The organism is Methylobacterium gregans, from assembly GCF_022179245.1.
GTDB classification, from domain to species: Bacteria; Pseudomonadota; Alphaproteobacteria; order Rhizobiales; family Beijerinckiaceae; genus Methylobacterium; species Methylobacterium gregans.
In genome coordinates, this window is record NZ_BPQM01000084.1 from 47682 (window position 1) to 62751 (window position 15070).

At 69.6% G+C, this 15070-nt stretch carries 13 protein-coding genes and 1 pseudogene; 6 read left to right on the forward strand and 8 right to left on the reverse strand.

Annotated features, from left to right (window positions below; translation table 11 throughout):
- Positions 1 to 292: 292 nt before the first annotated feature.
- The 6 genes from MFF54_RS17115 to MFF54_RS17140 all read right to left on the reverse strand — a co-directional run bounded on the left by MFF54_RS17115 (position 293) and on the right by MFF54_RS17140 (position 6192).
- Entirely contained in the window at positions 293 to 1414 is a 1122-nt protein-coding gene (locus MFF54_RS17115; RefSeq protein WP_238304047.1) for a 2'-deoxycytidine 5'-triphosphate deaminase, read from the reverse strand.
- A gap of 202 nt (positions 1415 to 1616) precedes the next feature.
- The gene (locus tag MFF54_RS17120; protein WP_238304048.1) at positions 1617 to 1820 is read right to left on the reverse strand and encodes a CsbD family protein; all 204 of its coding nucleotides are present in this window, start codon (positions 1818 to 1820) and stop codon (positions 1617 to 1619) included.
- A gap of 101 nt (positions 1821 to 1921) precedes the next feature.
- Entirely contained in the window at positions 1922 to 2833 is a 912-nt protein-coding gene (locus tag MFF54_RS17125) for a PhnA-like protein (protein ID WP_238304049.1), read from the reverse strand.
- Positions 2834 to 2874: 41 nt separating this feature from the next.
- On the reverse strand, positions 2875 to 3204 hold the full coding sequence (locus MFF54_RS17130) for a CsbD family protein (RefSeq protein WP_238304050.1): 330 nt from the start codon (positions 3202 to 3204) through the stop codon (positions 2875 to 2877).
- A gap of 239 nt (positions 3205 to 3443) precedes the next feature.
- Positions 3444 to 4904, reverse strand: a complete 1461-nt coding sequence (locus MFF54_RS17135; protein ID WP_238304058.1) for a helix-turn-helix transcriptional regulator — start codon at positions 4902 to 4904, stop codon at positions 3444 to 3446.
- 517 nt (positions 4905 to 5421) lie between these two features.
- Positions 5422 to 6192 carry an SDR family oxidoreductase gene (locus tag MFF54_RS17140; RefSeq protein ID WP_238304051.1) on the reverse strand — a complete coding sequence of 257 codons (771 nt, stop codon included), beginning with the start codon at positions 6190 to 6192 and terminating at the stop codon, positions 5422 to 5424.
- 102 nt (positions 6193 to 6294) lie between these two features.
- Here MFF54_RS17140 and MFF54_RS17145 point away from each other — a divergent pair, with 102 nt between their 5' ends.
- From MFF54_RS17145 to MFF54_RS17155, 3 genes are all read left to right on the forward strand, one after another.
- Positions 6295 to 6750: a winged helix-turn-helix transcriptional regulator gene (locus tag MFF54_RS17145; protein ID WP_238304052.1), complete on the forward strand. Its 456-nt coding sequence runs from the start codon at positions 6295 to 6297 to the stop codon at positions 6748 to 6750.
- Positions 6751 to 6986: 236 nt separating this feature from the next.
- Positions 6987 to 8150 (forward strand): NHL repeat-containing protein, encoded by a 1164-nt coding sequence (locus MFF54_RS17150; RefSeq protein WP_238304053.1) that lies wholly within the window; start codon positions 6987 to 6989, stop codon positions 8148 to 8150.
- Positions 8147 to 9316, forward strand: a complete 1170-nt coding sequence (locus tag MFF54_RS17155; protein ID WP_283206289.1) for an amidohydrolase family protein — start codon at positions 8147 to 8149, stop codon at positions 9314 to 9316. Before MFF54_RS17150 ends, MFF54_RS17155 begins: the two co-directional genes overlap by 4 nt.
- A gap of 909 nt (positions 9317 to 10225) precedes the next feature.
- On the opposite strand, the gene MFF54_RS17160 is transcribed toward MFF54_RS17155, so the two are convergent.
- Positions 10226 to 10897 (reverse strand): hypothetical protein, encoded by a 672-nt coding sequence (locus MFF54_RS17160; RefSeq protein ID WP_012455900.1) that lies wholly within the window; start codon positions 10895 to 10897, stop codon positions 10226 to 10228.
- A 568-nt stretch (positions 10898 to 11465) separates the two neighbouring features.
- Here MFF54_RS17160 and MFF54_RS17165 point away from each other — a divergent pair.
- From MFF54_RS17165 to MFF54_RS17175, 3 genes and pseudogenes are all read left to right on the forward strand, one after another.
- Positions 11466 to 12920: a tyrosine-type recombinase/integrase gene (locus MFF54_RS17165; protein WP_017484323.1), complete on the forward strand. Its 1455-nt coding sequence runs from the start codon at positions 11466 to 11468 to the stop codon at positions 12918 to 12920.
- A 434-nt stretch (positions 12921 to 13354) separates the two neighbouring features.
- Positions 13355 to 14167: a hypothetical protein gene (locus MFF54_RS17170; protein WP_231343950.1), complete on the forward strand. Its 813-nt coding sequence runs from the start codon at positions 13355 to 13357 to the stop codon at positions 14165 to 14167.
- A gap of 321 nt (positions 14168 to 14488) precedes the next feature.
- Positions 14489 to 14629: pseudogene (locus MFF54_RS17175) on the forward strand (glutaredoxin); the annotation flags it as partial.
- A 58-nt stretch (positions 14630 to 14687) separates the two neighbouring features.
- On the opposite strand, the gene MFF54_RS17180 reads toward MFF54_RS17175, so the two are convergent.
- The gene (locus MFF54_RS17180) at positions 14688 to 14915 is read right to left on the reverse strand and encodes a hypothetical protein (protein ID WP_012455897.1); all 228 of its coding nucleotides are present in this window, start codon (positions 14913 to 14915) and stop codon (positions 14688 to 14690) included.
- Positions 14916 to 15070 lie beyond the last annotated feature (155 nt).

Sequence of the window (15070 nt, forward strand, 5' to 3'; positions counted from 1 at the left end):
GCGGTTGTTCATGGATTCCGGGCTCGCCTTCGGCGCCCCGGAATGACGGCGCGGCGGGCCGGACCGAGCTATTCAAACGGACACGGTATGAGAGGTCGGCCCCGGGCGGGCCGACGCCTCTCAAACGGCGGATTCTTCTCCGACGCGGCACCGGCCTCCGCCCTGCCCTCCTTCGGGGACATCTGTCCTCCGCAGCGGGCTGGAGCGGGAGGGTCGAAACCGGACGGCGTCATCCGGCGGATTGTACGGCGAAGGGCCCGCCGCGTCGTCCGCCGGGCCCGCTCCCCACCGCTCAGGCGAAGTGCTTGGACAGCTTGAGGCCCTGCGCCTGATAGTTCGAGCCGGCGCCAGCCGCGCCGTAGAGGGTCCGGGGCAGCGCCGCCATCCGCTCGTAGACGAGGCGGCCGACGATCTGCCCATCCTCCAGCAGGAACGGTACGTCGCGCGAGCGCACCTCCAGCACGGCCCGGGCGCCGCTGCCGCCCGCCCCCGCATGGCCGAAGCCCGGATCGAAGAAGCCGGCGTAGTGCACCCGGAACTCGCCGACCAGCGGATCGAACGGCACCATCTCGGCGGCGTGGTCGGGCGGGACCTGCACCGCCTCCTTCGAGGCCAGGATGTAGAACTGGCCGGGATCGAGGATCAGGGTGCCGGAGCCGTCGGCGGCGAGCGGTTCCCAGAAGTCGCCGACCCGATGGCGGCCGGGCGCGTCGACGTCGACGAGGCCGGTATGGCGCTTGGCCCGGTAGCCGATCAGCCCGTCGAAGCCCGCGAGATCGACCGAGACCGCGACCCCGCCCTGGAACGAGGGCTCGGCCACGTTGACGAGGGGCGAGCGGGCATGGAGCGCGGCGAGCTCCGCCTCGCGCAGGCGCGGGTCGCCCCGGCGGAAGCGGATCTGCGACAGGCGCGAGCCGGTGCGCACGAGGACCGGGAAGGTGCGCGGCGAGATCTCGGCGTAGAGAGGGCCGGCATAGCCCGGCTCGACCTGATCGAAGGCGGCGGCCCGGTCGGTGATGACGCGGGTGAAGACGTCGATGCGCCCGGTCGAGCTCTTTGGGTTGGCGGAGGCGGCGAGGTCCCCCGGCAGCGCGAGGCTCTCCTGGAGCTCAGCGATGTAGACGCAGCCGGTCTCCAGCACGGCGCCCTCGCTGAGGTCGATCTCGTGCAGCGAGAGCGCCGCGACGCAGGTGGAGACGGCGCGCTCCCGGCCCGGCAGGAAGCTCGTCCGCACGCGGAAGACGCGGCGCCCGAGCCGCAGGTCGAGGCTCGCGGGCTGGATCTGGTCCGGCGCGAAGGGCATCGCGGAGCGGATCGACCCGGCCTCGGCGAGCGCCGCGATGTCCTCGGCCGGCAGGATGCCGTCGCGGGCCGGCCCGCGGGCCTCGGGGTCCCGCGTCGTGCTGGTGTCCATGGCGCGTGGGATCCCGTGCGAAAAGGTCCTTGTCCCCGAGGGCGCCTAAGATGCCGTAAAAGGCAAGGGCTTGAAAAGTCCGGCCCTCGGGCGCCCCGGAGCCGAGGCGGGGCGCCGGACACCTGCCCGACGCCCCGCTCTGCCGCCGATGGCGGAATGCTCCCGGCGAGCCCGGACGGCCCGAAGGGCGGCTCAGTGCCGCTCAGTGCTTGCCGGTGAACTTGTCGGCGAGCTTCCCGGCGCCGTCCTTGACGTCGCCCACCGTCTTCTGCGCCTCGCCCTTCAGCTCCTGCGCCTTGCCCTCGGCCACGAGCTTGTCATTGCCGGTCGCCTTGCCGACGCCCTGCTTGACGTTGCCGGCCACCTCGTTGGCCAGGCCCTTCAGCTTGTCCGTGGTGCTGCTCATCGCGTGCTCTCCTCTCGAAGGTTGCTGTCGAAGGTTGCGGGTCACCGGCCGCGCCGGTCGTGGGCGGCCCCCGCAGTCGCGTGGGGACCGATCGGGGATGCTCAGATCCGACGGGCGTCGTAGGTGCCGAGCAGGGTGACGGGCTTCGGGGCGGCGAGGCGGCCGCCGAAGAAGGCCGCGAGCGCGCCGAGGATCAGGGCGAGCGCGGCGTAGAAGGCGCCCTGGGTCGCCGCAGACTTGGTCGCGACCGCGGCGGCCTCGGCCTTCTGCTTGGCGGTGGCGACCGCCTGCTCGTACTGCTTCTGGTAGTCGTCGATCTGCGCCTTGGCCTGATCGGGCGAGATGCCCTGGGCCTTTGCGAGCGCGTCGGCGGCCCGGGTCTTGGCCTGCTCCTTCTGAGCCGGGTCGCCGGTCAGCACGGCGCGCACGGCCGCCACCGCCGCGTCGCGGGCGGCCTGCGGATCCTGGCCGGCGGCCTGCTCGCGCACCTTCTGCTCGATGCCGTCGAGCGGGTTGGAGATCTTCGAGAGCGAGGGCGCCGCTGCCTGGGCCGCCGTCTGGATCGTGCCGCCCACGAGGTTGCCCGCCCCGCCCAGCGCGCCCGAGACTGTGCTCAGCGTGCCGCCGACGAGGCCGGTGGCGGCCGAGGTCAGCAGGTAGAGCACGACGAGCGTGGTCACCGCCCAGGAGACGAGGCCGTGGAGCGCGGCCGCGCCCGGCAGGGTCTTGCCGGAGAGCCGGCCCGCGATGGCGCCGCCCGCGAGCGATGCGACGATGCCCGAGCCGACGAACCAGAGGCCGGCGCCGAGCGAGACGGTCGAGGCGGCCGGGTTGTCGGCGGCGTTGGTGCCGACCGAGGCGAGGCCCACGCCGACGCCCACGAGGTTGATGATCACCTGGGCCACCAGCGCGGTGACCGCGCCCGCGAAGATGGCGCCCCAGGAGACTTCGTTGAGAAGGATGGCGCGGGTGTCGCCTGCGGCGACGGGGGAAACGCTGGACGTCGTGCTCACGCGGTTACTCCGGTCTTTGAATCGGGCGATGGAAGGGGGCGTCAGAGCTTGCTGACGAGAAGGCCGAGGCCGAAGCCGACGAGGCCTGCCACGAGGAGCGAGGCGTGCGGCCAGGCGGCGGACTGGTCGTGTCCCTCCCGCAGGTAGCGGCGGCCCTGGTCGTAGACGTCCTCGGCGACGTCGTAGGCCTCGTCGGCGGCGTGACGCACGGCATCCTTGGCCTGGCCGTAGAGGTTCTCGGCCTGACCGGCCGCCTCGCGGACGCGGCCCTCGGCCGAGTCGCGGTGCGAGCCGGTGAGGTCGCCGACCGCGCCCTGAACCTTGCCGCCGATCTCCCGGGCGGCACCCGTGACCCTGTCGATGTCGACCATGTGCTTCTCCTGTCGTGTGCCGGGCTCGCCGCGAGGACAGCCCCGGATGATCTCGCCGCGGTCTTTCGGGCGAGGTGGATGGCGGCCCCGTCTATCGGGGCCTCGCCTTGCTCGGCCGAAGCCGAGATCCCGTGTTCGGTCCCGGCCGCGACGTCCCGCTCCGGAAAACGCTGCACCGGCCGGCAGATGTGCGCCGTCGAGCCCGGTTCAATGATGCGGACATACTGGTATGCCGGACATCAACTGCTACTCGCCTGATACGGAAAGCCGTTCTCGCGTCCCCAGACGACAGCTTCCGTGCGCTTGTGGATGCCGAGTTTGCGGTAGAGGGCGGCGCCGTGGTTGCGCACCGTGTTGCGCGAGAGCCCGAGCTTCCGCGCGATGGCGTCGTCGTCGAGGCCTGAGCAGATCAGGTTCAGGATCTGGCGCTCGCGCACCGTGAGGTTCGGCGCCGATGCGTCGGCGCCGTCGCGGCCCGGGCGGCGCAGGTTCGCCAGCTTCTCGATCAGGCCGCGGCTGAACCACGAGGTGTCGGCCATCACGGTCTCGATGGCGTCGAACAGCTCGCGCTCCGTCTGTTTGCGCTCGCTGATGTCCTGCAGCACGAGCAGCACGAAGGCGTCGTCGTTGATCGTCACCCGCTCGGCGGAGACCAGGCAGTCGAGGTTCGCCCCATCGCCGTGGCGCAGGCAGACCTCGACCCCGAGCACGTAGGCGTCCCGGGCAAGGGCCGCCTCGAAGGTCAGGCGCTGCTTGTCCGTCACCCAGAGCCCGACCTCTGCGAGCGAGCGCCCGACGATTCCGTCCTCGCCCAGGCCGAAGACGCGGGTGAAGGCCTCGTTGATGCCGGTGACCTGGAAGTCTTGCGCCCGCGCCAGCAGGGTCGGCACGGGGGTGAGCCGAAAGGCCTTGGCGAAGCGCTCCTCGCTCTGGCGCAAAGCCGTCTCGGCCTTCCGGCGCAGCTCGAGATCGGCGAAGGTGAAGAGCATGCAGGGCTCGTCGCCCATCGCGATGGGCTGGCCCGCAACGATCACGAAGCGGCTGCCCCCGTCCGGCAGGTCCAGGCAGGCCTCCATCTGCGGGATGGTGCCGCCCTGGTGAAGGCGCGAGACCGCGAGGTCGCGGTTGCGCGCCCCCGACAGCACGTCGACCTCGTAGACGCTGCGGCCGATCACGGCGTCCCGGGTGTGGCCGGTCATCTCCAGGAAACCGTGATTGACCTTGACGTGGCGCAGGTCGGAGAGCCGCGTGATCACGGCGGGCGCCGGGTTGGCGTTGAAGGTCCGCTCGAAGCGCTCCTCGGCCTCGAACTGGTCGGAGACGTCCTTCAGGATGAGCGCGAGGCAGCTCGGATTGCCCTGGTGATCCGTCGCGACCAGGCTTCGGAGCGAGTGGACGAACGCGACCTCCGGCTTGTCGGGGCGCGTCACCTCCACGACGACGTCGTGGAAGCGCTCGCCGGCCACGACCCGCTCGATCGGGTAGGCCTCGGGCGTGCGGTTGTTGCGGTAGCGCAGGCAGAAGCGCTCGCGGTAGGCATCGACGGTGGGACCGAGCTCGTCGATCGACCCGGCCCCGTGCATGGCGAGCGCGGCAACGTTGGCGTAGGCGATGGTCTGGTCGGGCTCGACCAGGATCACGCCCTCGCTCAGGCCGGCGATGATCTGCCGGAGCTCATGCCTGTCGACCCCCGCCGTCACGGTCCGCAACACCCTCTGGTTCCCGCCGCCGGTCTGGCAGCGGGGCACAAACGGATTGCGCGCAAACGGGTTCCGGGTCGGGCGTCACTTTTATTGGTATACCGGTATCACCGGAACAATCGTGATCGATCAGCGGCCAGTCGTCATCCGGTCTGGAGGCCGCGCCGCGGCGGCCGCACACGTTCGAGCCGTCGCGAAGAAGATGCCGTCGTCGTACCGAAGGGCTCTGTATTCGGGAGAGGGGCCCTGGCAGGCCGGGCCGGGCGCTCGGGCGAGTCGGCTTCGTGCGTAATACTTGCAGAAGTTGTATTTATTGCTCAATTTCTCGCTCTGGGCGAGTTCGCGGGCGGGCTGGCGGAGCCGGATGTCGAGGCGCGGCCATCACGCTGCGTCGGCGCCGCGACCATCCAGCACAACCCGCACGTCGGTCCGGCACTGATGGCGTCATCGCGGCTGTGCGCGCGTGACGTGCGGGCGACCGGGCCTCCGCGGCCATCGGCATCCTCCGGCCCGACGCCTAGGACTGCGCCTCCCGCGCCTTGCGGGCGGCCTCGTTGAGACTCGTCAAAGCCGCGTCGAAGCGGTGTTCCGCCTCGGCGTTACGCTGGAAGGCGACGCGCTCCACCAGGATCTCGCGCGGGGTCGGCTGCACCCGGAACAGCGCCATCACCTCGTCGATGAAGGCGGCGAGCGGCATATAGCCCTCGCGGGTCGCCTGGCCCGGCGTCAGCTCCGTCTGGACCGCGGGTGGCACCAGCTCGATCACCTCGACCTTGCCCGCGAGGACCTCCCGCAGGGCGAGCGTGTAGCTGTGGATGGCCGCCTTCGTCGCGCTGTAGGTCGGCGTCGCCGTCAGCGGAACGAAGGCGAGGCCCGAGGAGACGTTGATGAGGGCCGCGTCGGGCTGCCCCGCCAGATGCTCGACCAGCGCGTCGGTCAGCCGGATCGGGCCGAGCAGGTTGGTCGTGACCGTGGCCTCGGCGTCCGAGAGGTCGCGCGCCCGGTCGAGCGCCTCGAAGCGCATGATGCCGGCGTTGTTGATCAGCACGTTGAGGGACGGGTGCTCGGCGATGATCCGTCGCGCGAACGCGGCGATGTCCCCGCCATCCGCGATGTCGAGCGGCATCGCGTGCATCCGCGGCCGGCCTGCGGCGACCGCTTCCAGCGCGTCCATGCGGCGGCCGGCGACGATGACGGTGTTGCCGAGATCGTGGAAGCGGTGCGCGAGGGCCTCCCCGATGCCCGAGCCCCCGCCGGTGATGAGGATGGTGTTGCCTGAGGTTTTCATGGCGGCGCCCTTCGTCGGTGTCGCCCACGAGGGTATGGAGGACGCTCTCCGTGCTGAAGTAGGCACCCAAAAGATTTATACGGACCCGAAGGAGAGTGTCGAATGCGCAGGGCGGCACCGGACCCCGAGATCGAGGCGCGGCGCCGGGGGGAGGTCCCGGCGGAGACCGATCCGCGCATCGAGGCGCTGGTGCACGACATCATCGGCAAGGTCGCCGACAAGTGGACCCTGCTGATCCTGGAGGCACTGGAGGAGCACGGCACCCTTCGGTTCACGCAACTCGGCCGGGCGGTGGGCCGCATCAGCCAGAAGATGCTGACGCAGACGGTCCGCCAGATGGAGCGCGACGGCCTCGTGCGCCGGACGGTGCATCCGGTGATCCCGCCGCACGTGGACTACGCGCTGACCCCGCTGGGCAAGAGCCTGGGCGCCGCCTTCTGCGGCGTCTGGCTCTGGGCGGAAACGCATCACGCCGAGATCGAGCGGGCCCGGCAGGCCTTCGCCGATGCGGGGCGGTCCGAGGTCGCTCCCGCTTCGGCGGAGACCGGAGGGTCCTGACGGCCAGCCGATGCGCCCGGTCTCCGGCGCCACCCCCGGCCGCGCGGGCTTCTGGAAAGGGCCTCCGGGACGGCGCGAAGCGGACGGGCCCGTCAAGGCTCCGTCGGCCGAAAACAATCCACCGAAAGCGTCGCCGAAAGTCCGAGGCACCCCGCTCCAGAAGCTGGACGCCGATGGCCAAGCATCATCTGATGCAGCTGCTGACACAAAGCCAATAAAACACAGGGAGAAACGCCATGCTGCGGCGTCTGGTGGCCGTCGTATTCCTTGGCCTCACCGTCTCGACCGCGGCGGAGGAGCCGCTCCGCTTCGAGGTGGACCCGGCTTGGCCGAAGCGGCTGCCGAACGACTGGATCATGGGGCAGGCCGCGGGCGTCGCGGTCGACGCGCAGGACAATGTCTGGGTGGTCCAGCGGCCCCGCACGCTGACCGACGACGAGAAGGCCGCGAGCCTCGATCCGCCCCGCACCCGGTGCTGCAAGCCGGCCCCGCCGGTCCTCGTCTTCGACCAGGCCGGGACCCTGATCCGGTCCTGGGGCGGCCCCGGCGAGGGCTACCAGTGGCCCCATAACGAGCACGGCATCCACATCGACCACAAGGGCTTCGTCTGGCTCGCCGGCAACGGCGACACCGATGGCCAGATCCTCAAATTCACCCCCGACGGCCGCTTCGTCCTCCAGATCGGCAAGCAGGGCCCGCAGACGGACAGCCAGGACACGACCCGCCTCGGCAAGCCGGCCGGCATGATGGTCGACCCGGAGACGAACGAGCTCTACGTGGCCGACGGCTACTACAACCACCGCGTCATCGTGTTCGATGCCGAGACCGGCGCGTTCAAGCGGATGTGGGGCGCCTACGGAAAGCCGCCGACCGACGAGAAGCTCGGTCCCTACGACCCGGCGGCGGAGCCCGCGGCGCAGTTCCGCAACCCGGTCCACTGCGTGCAGATCGCCCGCGACGGGCTCGTCTACGTCTGCGACCGCACCAACAACCGGATCCAGGTGTTCGCCAAGGACGGCAGCTTCGTGAAGGAGATGTTCGTCGAGCGGAACACGCGGGCCAACGGCGCCGTGTGGGAACTCGCCCTCTGGCCGGACGAGCGCCAGAGCTACCTGCTCAACGCGGACGGCGCCAACAACGAGGTCCGCACGCTCAGCCGCGACACCGGCGAGGTCCTCGGCCGCTTCGGGCGCAACGGCCGGATGGCGGGCGACTTCCACTGGGTCCACAATCTCGCGGTCGACTCGAAGGGCAACGTCTTCACCACCGAGGTCGACACCGGCAAGCGCGCGCAGAAATTCCTGTTCCGGGGCGAGATGGTGCTGCGCAAGCGCGCCGCCCTGCCCCAGGGCACTGCCCTGCCCCAGGGCGCCGCCCTGCAGGAGGGCGCAGGCCGATGATCGCCGAGACAGATCCCGTGCCGGGCGCCGCCTGCCCCTGCTGCCTGCCGCGCCGCGGCTTCATGCGCGGCCTCGCGGGCCTGGGGGCGGCCGCGGTCGCCGCGCCCGGCCCCGCCCGGGCCGCGCCCTATACGGGTCTCGTGATCGACTGCCACGGGCACTACACCACCGAGCCGCCCGCCATGCTGGCCTGGCGCAAGCGCCAGATCGACGCCGTCAACGATCCCGCGCAGTCGCCCGCCCCCGCCGACCTGAAGGTCAGCGACGACGCGGTGCGGGCGAGCGTCGCCGGCCGTCAGCTCAAGCTCCAGTCCGAGCGCGGCATCTCGCTCGCCCTGTTCTCGCCGCGGGCCGGCGGGATGGGCCACCACATCGGCGACGCCCGGACCAGTCTCGACTGGTCGATCGTGTCGAACGACATGATCCACCGCGTGGCGAGCCTGATGCCGCAGAACTTCGTGGGCGTCTGCCAGCTGCCGCAGACGCCGGGCGTCTCGCCGAAGAACTGCACGGCGGAACTGGAGCGCTGCGTGCGGGAGCTCGGCTTCGTCGGCTGCAACGTCAACCCGGACCCGTCCGGCGGCTACTGGACCGACCCGCCGCTCTCCGACCGCTTCTGGTACCCGCTCTGGGAGAAGATGGTCGAACTCGACGTGCCGGGCATGATCCACGTCAGCGCCTCGGCCAACCGCAACTTCCACGCGACCGGCGCCCACTACATCAACGGCGACACCACCGCCTTCATGCAGTTCGTCACCTCCGACCTGTTCAAGGACTTCCCGACCCTGCGCCTGATCATCCCGCACGGCGGCGGCGCGGTGCCCTACCACTGGGGCCGCTATCGCGGGCTCGCGCAGGACCTGAAGCGGCCGCCCCTGTCGGAGCTGATGCGCAACGTCTTCTTCGATACCTGCGTCTATCACCAGCCGGGCATCGACCTGCTGCTCAAGGTCGTGCCGCGCGAGAACGTGCTGTTCGCTTCCGAGATGGTCGGCGCGGTCAACGGCATCGATCCGGAGACCGGCCACGCCTACGACGACACCCGGCGCTACGTGGAAGCCGCCGCGATCTCCGACGCGGACCGGGCCCGGATCTACGCCGGCAACGCCCTCCGGGTCTATCCGCGTCTCGCGGACAAGCTGACGTCCGCCGGCGTGAGGCTCTGACCGGCCTCTCCGGGTCTGCGACGGCGCGTGCGACTGCTGGGCGGGGCCTCCCGAACCCGCAGGCTGCACGCCGGATCGACCGGCCGGGCCCCAGGGCTTTTCGGCCCACGCGCTGGAATAAAAATCATCCGGTGGGGAAACTATCGGGGATGACGCCGCGGAGCGGCTCGGCCAATCCCTTCAAATCCTGGGCTAGTGACAACCACTTAGGTCAACCGCCTCGGCGGCGGGGGACCTGGTGGAGCTGAGGGGACCGTTACCCCGGTCGGAGCTAAGCCATTGAACTGGAAAAATACTCTTTCCCCTCCGTGACTTGTCGGGAGATGGCTTGGGAGGGCCATGGGATTTATGGATCCTTGGGCCTCGTCCTACCACCGCCAGGGGTTCCCCGCCTCGGATGGGGATCAGCGGCCTTCGCCGCCAGATCCCGCGGTCATGCTCGACCCGGTCCGTCGTGGTTCCATCCAGCTCGGATGCCGGAGCGGCGACGCTTCGAGAGCCCCACCCCGGAACAACGCATCGACGTGTTCGTGTGTAGGGACAGCCTCGCCCTCGTGCGAAGCGCCGCACGGGTCAAGGGAGCGGCCTTCGCCGGCGTGCCTGTTCTGCCTTGGAGCATGCGCGTTCGCGGTCCGTGATACGGCAGGGGTCCGTTCGACGCGTTTCACCGCCCCGGCCTGATCGGACCGTTCTTGGGTTGCGACAGCGCCGTCGTTCGTCCGCCTGAGGAGGGTGGCAGACCGCGAAGCCTGCCGACCGTCCTCGATCCCGGGCGCGTGCAGGTCATGCCGCCTCCGTCGTCCCCGGCGAGAACCGCAAGCCCATGTGCCGATGGCCCGTGTGACCCCGGGTCGGCAATGCCACGCCGCTCGCCCGCGACTACGGGTGAAGCCGAACGCGAAGGCCGGTTCAGGATGCCTGGCTCATCGCGCCGCGTCCGTCGCCGTAAATGAGCCAAGCTTGCTCGGCCTGGACGCGGTCGAGGAACCGGAGGGCCACGGTTCTGGTGGGAACGCCCTTGGTGCCCTGGCTGATGAGCATGAGCCGGCCTTCGCCCTTGGCCAGCATCTTGCCGACGCCACCGGGAGAGGATGGGTCCGACCAGACCGCGTGCACCACGTCGGCCCGGAGGAAAAGGTCTTCCACGGTCACCTTTCCGTCCCTCACGAGATCGCCGTTTCGGTTCGCCTCATCGACAAGGCGGCGCATCTCGGTCGTGTTCGCACGCAGCAAGGCCGCGACTTCAGGAGAGGGTTGCGCAGTTCCTGGCAAGGTGGTGGACCCGTCGCCGAAGGCATCGTTCAACGCCTCCGCCATGAAGCGGTCGATGCATGGAACCGCGGTCACCTTCCCCTTGAGGCGGCCGGACTTCTCCATACGCCGGCCCACGCGCTTCCCCTTGACGAGGATCACGTGCGGGACGCCCGATCCCTCCCCGTCCGGGAACACGGCCCAGGCACAGTCAGCCGACCCGACGAGCGAGCGCATGTATTCCATGCGTTCCCGAACGGGTAAGGCGTTCAACGCCTGAGCGTGCTTGTTGGCCATTCCGGTTAGCTGTGCCAGGAGCCGCTGGTCCATGTATCCCCCCAAGTTGCGAACAGGGTGCACGGAACAAGACTCGCAGTCGTGAACGCCCAGGCTACCCGCGCCGCAAAAACGATGGCGTGGTTGAGAGCGCGTAACCGGACTCGGACCCTGTGGGCGCTGCTGCATACCCGCGTCGGCACGGTCGCGAGGCTTCCGGAGAAACCCACATCCATATCCCGGTGTATGAGGCGCCCCTCGGCGCGTGATGCGTCCTGCCAAAAGGGAGCAAAGCACCGGCATGACGGTCCGGTCGTGTCATCGGCCCTGCATCTCGCTGGGCATGAAGTGACATGAGCTCGCTCTCGCCGACGCGCATCGGTCCTAGCTGCGCGCCGGGCGGTGGCCATCGTTTCTTATCTACGGTATAATTATTCGCCCACGACTAGCACGGCGACCGGCTTGGGGACCGGGGCGGAGCCGGTTGGCAGCAGCACGACGCGTTAGTGTTGGATCAAGGTACTCGCCCCATCATCGACACTGCAGCGGACCGACGATTGACTGTCTGAGGTGCCCGGCATCCCGCTTGGCAGGAGTGAAGCGTCGCCGCGCTGGGCTCCGCATGGAGTACGTCTTGGCCCGCACGCCCGACCCGAAGAAGGCTTACCTGGAATTGCACGGCGGTACGTGGCGGGTCACGGTCTCGGTTCCGGTACCGGTGCGGCGCGCCCTCGGGGCCACGAAGCTCGTGCACAATCTCGGCACGGACAGCCTCAGGGAGGCGAACGTGCTCAAGAGGAAGCACGTGGAGCGCTTCAAGCGGCGGATCGCGGAGGCCATGGAGGCGGTGGGGCGCCCCGGCGTGGACGACATGAAGATCGCCGTTGAGTTCTCGAAGGTCGCCGAGGAACTCAAGCGGAACGGCAGTGCCGAGGATTGGCAGGAGTTTCAGGAGGCGGTCTACGAGCGCCATGCGGAGATCCGCTGGAAGGACGCGCGTTGGGTCAGGGTCGAAGATCCCGAGGAAGGTCCGAACGAGGTCGAGGAGGCGCTTCCCGAGCAGACCGAGAAGGCCATGCTCTTCTCGGCGATCTCGCACGGTCGGGCGACTCCCGTCGACCTGATGCACGAGGACTACCGCAAGCAGCTCTTCGTCAAGGACCGGACCCGGGCGGACGACGCCCGCGCGCTGCGTTTCCTGCAGGAATGGTGCAAGCGCGAGCGCATCCCGGCCACGCTTCAGGAGATCGACGTGAGGCGCGCGCACGCCTTCGCCGACGCGCTGGTCGAGATGACCGGCCTCCACCACGTGACGCTCAACAAGTACATCGGCCGGCTCTCCGGCTACTGGCAGTGGATGGTGCCGAGGACGGCGGCCGTGTCGGGCAACGTGTTCGCCAACGTCCGCCTCAAGGGCCCGAAGGAGAAGCACGACCAGAAGGAGAGGCCCTTCAAGGACAGTGAACTCGCGGACCTGCTCCGCGGGCCCGCCCCGCCGAAGCTGCGAGACCTGATGCTGATCGGGGCGCTGACCGGGGCGCGGCTCGACGCCATCGTCGACCTGAAGGTCCGCGACACGGCGTACAATTGCTTCCTGTTCAAGCCTCAGAAGCAGGAGGCGTCGGCCCGCTACGTCCCGATCCATGCCGACCTGGCGGAACTCGTCGCCCGGCGAACGGCCGGCAAGCAGCCCGAGGACGACCTTTTTCCGGAATGGCCCCCCGTCAAGAAGGCCGACTCGATGCGCGAGCGCAGCTTCAAGGCCTCGAACCGGTTCACGGAATACCGCCGAAGCGTCGGGGTCGACGAGGTGGTGCCCGGCAAGCGGCGGTCCCTGGTGAATTTCCACTCCTTCCGGCGCTGGTTCAGCAGCCGCATGGAGCAGGCCGGGGTGCCGGGCGAGATGATTTCCGCGATCGTCGGGCACAAGCGCAGCAGCATCACCCTGGACGTATACAGCGAGGGGCCGCACATGCGCGCGGCGCGTCGAGCCATCGCCAAGCTCAAGTTGCCCCCGCTGGACGGCAGCCCGATCCGCGATGAGATGACCCTCAGGCCGCGGGCGCATCCCAGGTAGGGCGCGGTTTCGACGGGCGGTCGGGCGCATCCGGCATCCGCACGGGCAGCCGTCCGCGCGACCGGCTTGCTCCGTCCCCCCCAGGAACCGTTACGGGCAGCGGGTCTCGCCTCGCCCATCGGCGTCGCCCTCGCGTGATGGCCTCGTCCCGGGAGCAAGCGCCTGGGCGTCGCGAGCCACGCGACGTGACCCAAGGTCATTTGTCTGCATCCTGGAGGTTTGCGGTAACCTTCATGACGGCTTCGGGTCGGCTCCGCGCCACCGCCACCTTGTCGCAGGTATTATACTGATGGTATAAATAAGCGTCGCAGGGGGCGAGGTTCGAGCGTGCACTGACGGAGGTGGCAATGGTCGTGGGGTTCTTTTCTGACGATGGTTCCGCTCTTTACGCCGCGCTGTTGGCCAGCTGCGGGCTCGCGTGCGTAGGACGGTTCATGACCGTCATCGACGGACACGAGATCGGGCGGCCGACCTGCGGTCCATCCATGGAGGACGCGGCGGCATCCCGGGCGGACATGTCCGCGATGCTCGCGCGGGCCGCGGCCGGCGGCCAAGCCGACGTCGGCTTCGTCGCCCCGCTCGGCTTCCTGCATGAGGGCGGCGTCTGGACCCACCTCGACGTGGCCGTGGTCTCCGGAGGGGACCCCCTGCAAGCCAGGCGCGCTAGGCGGTCCGCCGGTCACGCTGCCGGCGGAGAGCTCGCGTCCGGCGCGAAGCGTCGGGACGCATCCGATCGCTGCGCGCGGCGCCCGTGGCTCCTGACGTTCGGGGCGGGGCGGCCTCATGGGCCTGCCGCATCGCCCAAGCATGGCCTGCAGGGACGCGGCACCGAAGCCGCCGCGAGGACGCTGCCGGTCCGGGTGCCTTTGCCCGGCCGATCCGTGAAGGCCGCCATGGACCGCGGGCTTCCGACGCTTGAGACCCTACGCATCGGGATCCTGCTGGCGGCGACCTTTGAGGTCGCCGCTGCGGTTCCCGACGCGGCCGCTGTCGAACTCGCGACGATGTCCGACCTGATGTCCCCGGCATCCCATCCGGCTGACCAAGCCCTGGCCGGACGCCTGTCCGATCTGGCGGATCGGCTGGACGACATCGAACGGGCGCTGGGTACGCCGGCATCGCCGGCCGCCTCCAACAGGCGGGATCGGGGCATGCGGAGGATTGCCAGGTCCTGTCGCGACGCCGTCCCGGAACTGCCGGCGGCATCCTGGCCGACGGGCAGCGCATCCGCTGCCGGACCTCGATAGCCGGAATCGCTTCCCGCTACGCGACCGTGCGTCGACACCTGACCCGCCGATCCGGTCTCAAGAAACGCTCCGCCCCTGCCCGATCCGGTTCCGGTAGGGGCGCGAGCCGGCCACGCTGCGTCGGGCGCCCGCTGCGCCCCGCCCAAAGTGGCATCCGAATGGGACAACCAAGTGGGCGCGATGGGCGTCAAGGCCGACGCTCGGATGCCACGCGCGCAGGGTATCGGGTCAGCGCAACCTCATACCCGGCCTCGAAGTCGCGAAACCGCACCCCCGCGGGGCTCGCTCGCAGCGCCCGCTTAGACTCAGTCTCGGTGTTCAAAGGCGGTCCATCTCGACAAGTGCGACATCAAGTGCGCCTGCGTGGGCGGGTCGAGCAAGGTCCCGCTCGGCTTCGTCCCGCTCACCGAGAACGTGATGATGGTCGTTATGGCCTTCTGGATGCTGGCGATGCACCGTTGAGTGTCTTGCGCACCACCCTGGGAACCACCTGCCCCGCGCGAGAACCGGGGCGTAGACCTCAAGCCGGGTCGAGTTCGTTGACCAGCGTCGAGAGGTAGAGGGCGATCCGCCGGCTCGCCGCCGGGTCGGGGGCCGCGACCGAAAAGCCCACGTCGAGGATGTCGTCGCCGTAACGCCTCATCACCGACTCGGCCATCAGCGCGACCTCGCGCTCCGCCTGCGCCGTCAGGACCCGACGTCCGTCGCGGGTCGCCAACCGCACCTCGAAGCGCCGCGTGGACGTCAACGGTTTGCTCCCCTCGGGCGAGGCCGCCCGTCAGCGCGCCCGACGATGAGGTCAAGCAATGAACGGCCTCCGGAAACCTATCCGAAAACGCTCCCGTGACATGGCCGAGACCTCGCCAGGGGACAAGCGGGGCAGGAATCCCCGGTGCCTAAATT

Bases quoted from the DNA above. Each gene is read 5' to 3' on its own strand.
- MFF54_RS17170 (WP_231343950.1), top strand. From the start codon at position 13,355: ATGACCGTCATCGACGGACACGAGATCGGGCGGCCGACCTGCGGTCCA.
- MFF54_RS17165 (WP_017484323.1), top strand. From the start codon at position 11,466: ATGGAGTACGTCTTGGCCCGCACGCCCGACCCGAAGAAGGCTTACCTG.
- MFF54_RS17150 (WP_238304053.1), top strand. From the start codon at position 6,987: ATGCTGCGGCGTCTGGTGGCCGTCGTATTCCTTGGCCTCACCGTCTCG.
- MFF54_RS17160 (WP_012455900.1), bottom strand. From the start codon at position 10,897: ATGGACCAGCGGCTCCTGGCACAGCTAACCGGAATGGCCAACAAGCAC.
- MFF54_RS17115 (WP_238304047.1), bottom strand. From the start codon at position 1,414: ATGGACACCAGCACGACGCGGGACCCCGAGGCCCGCGGGCCGGCCCGC.
- MFF54_RS17130 (WP_238304050.1), bottom strand. From the start codon at position 3,204: ATGGTCGACATCGACAGGGTCACGGGTGCCGCCCGGGAGATCGGCGGC.
- MFF54_RS17145 (WP_238304052.1), top strand. From the start codon at position 6,295: ATGCGCAGGGCGGCACCGGACCCCGAGATCGAGGCGCGGCGCCGGGGG.
- MFF54_RS17140 (WP_238304051.1), bottom strand. From the start codon at position 6,192: ATGAAAACCTCAGGCAACACCATCCTCATCACCGGCGGGGGCTCGGGC.
- MFF54_RS17155 (WP_283206289.1), top strand. From the start codon at position 8,147: ATGATCGCCGAGACAGATCCCGTGCCGGGCGCCGCCTGCCCCTGCTGC.
- MFF54_RS17120 (WP_238304048.1), bottom strand. From the start codon at position 1,820: ATGAGCAGCACCACGGACAAGCTGAAGGGCCTGGCCAACGAGGTGGCC.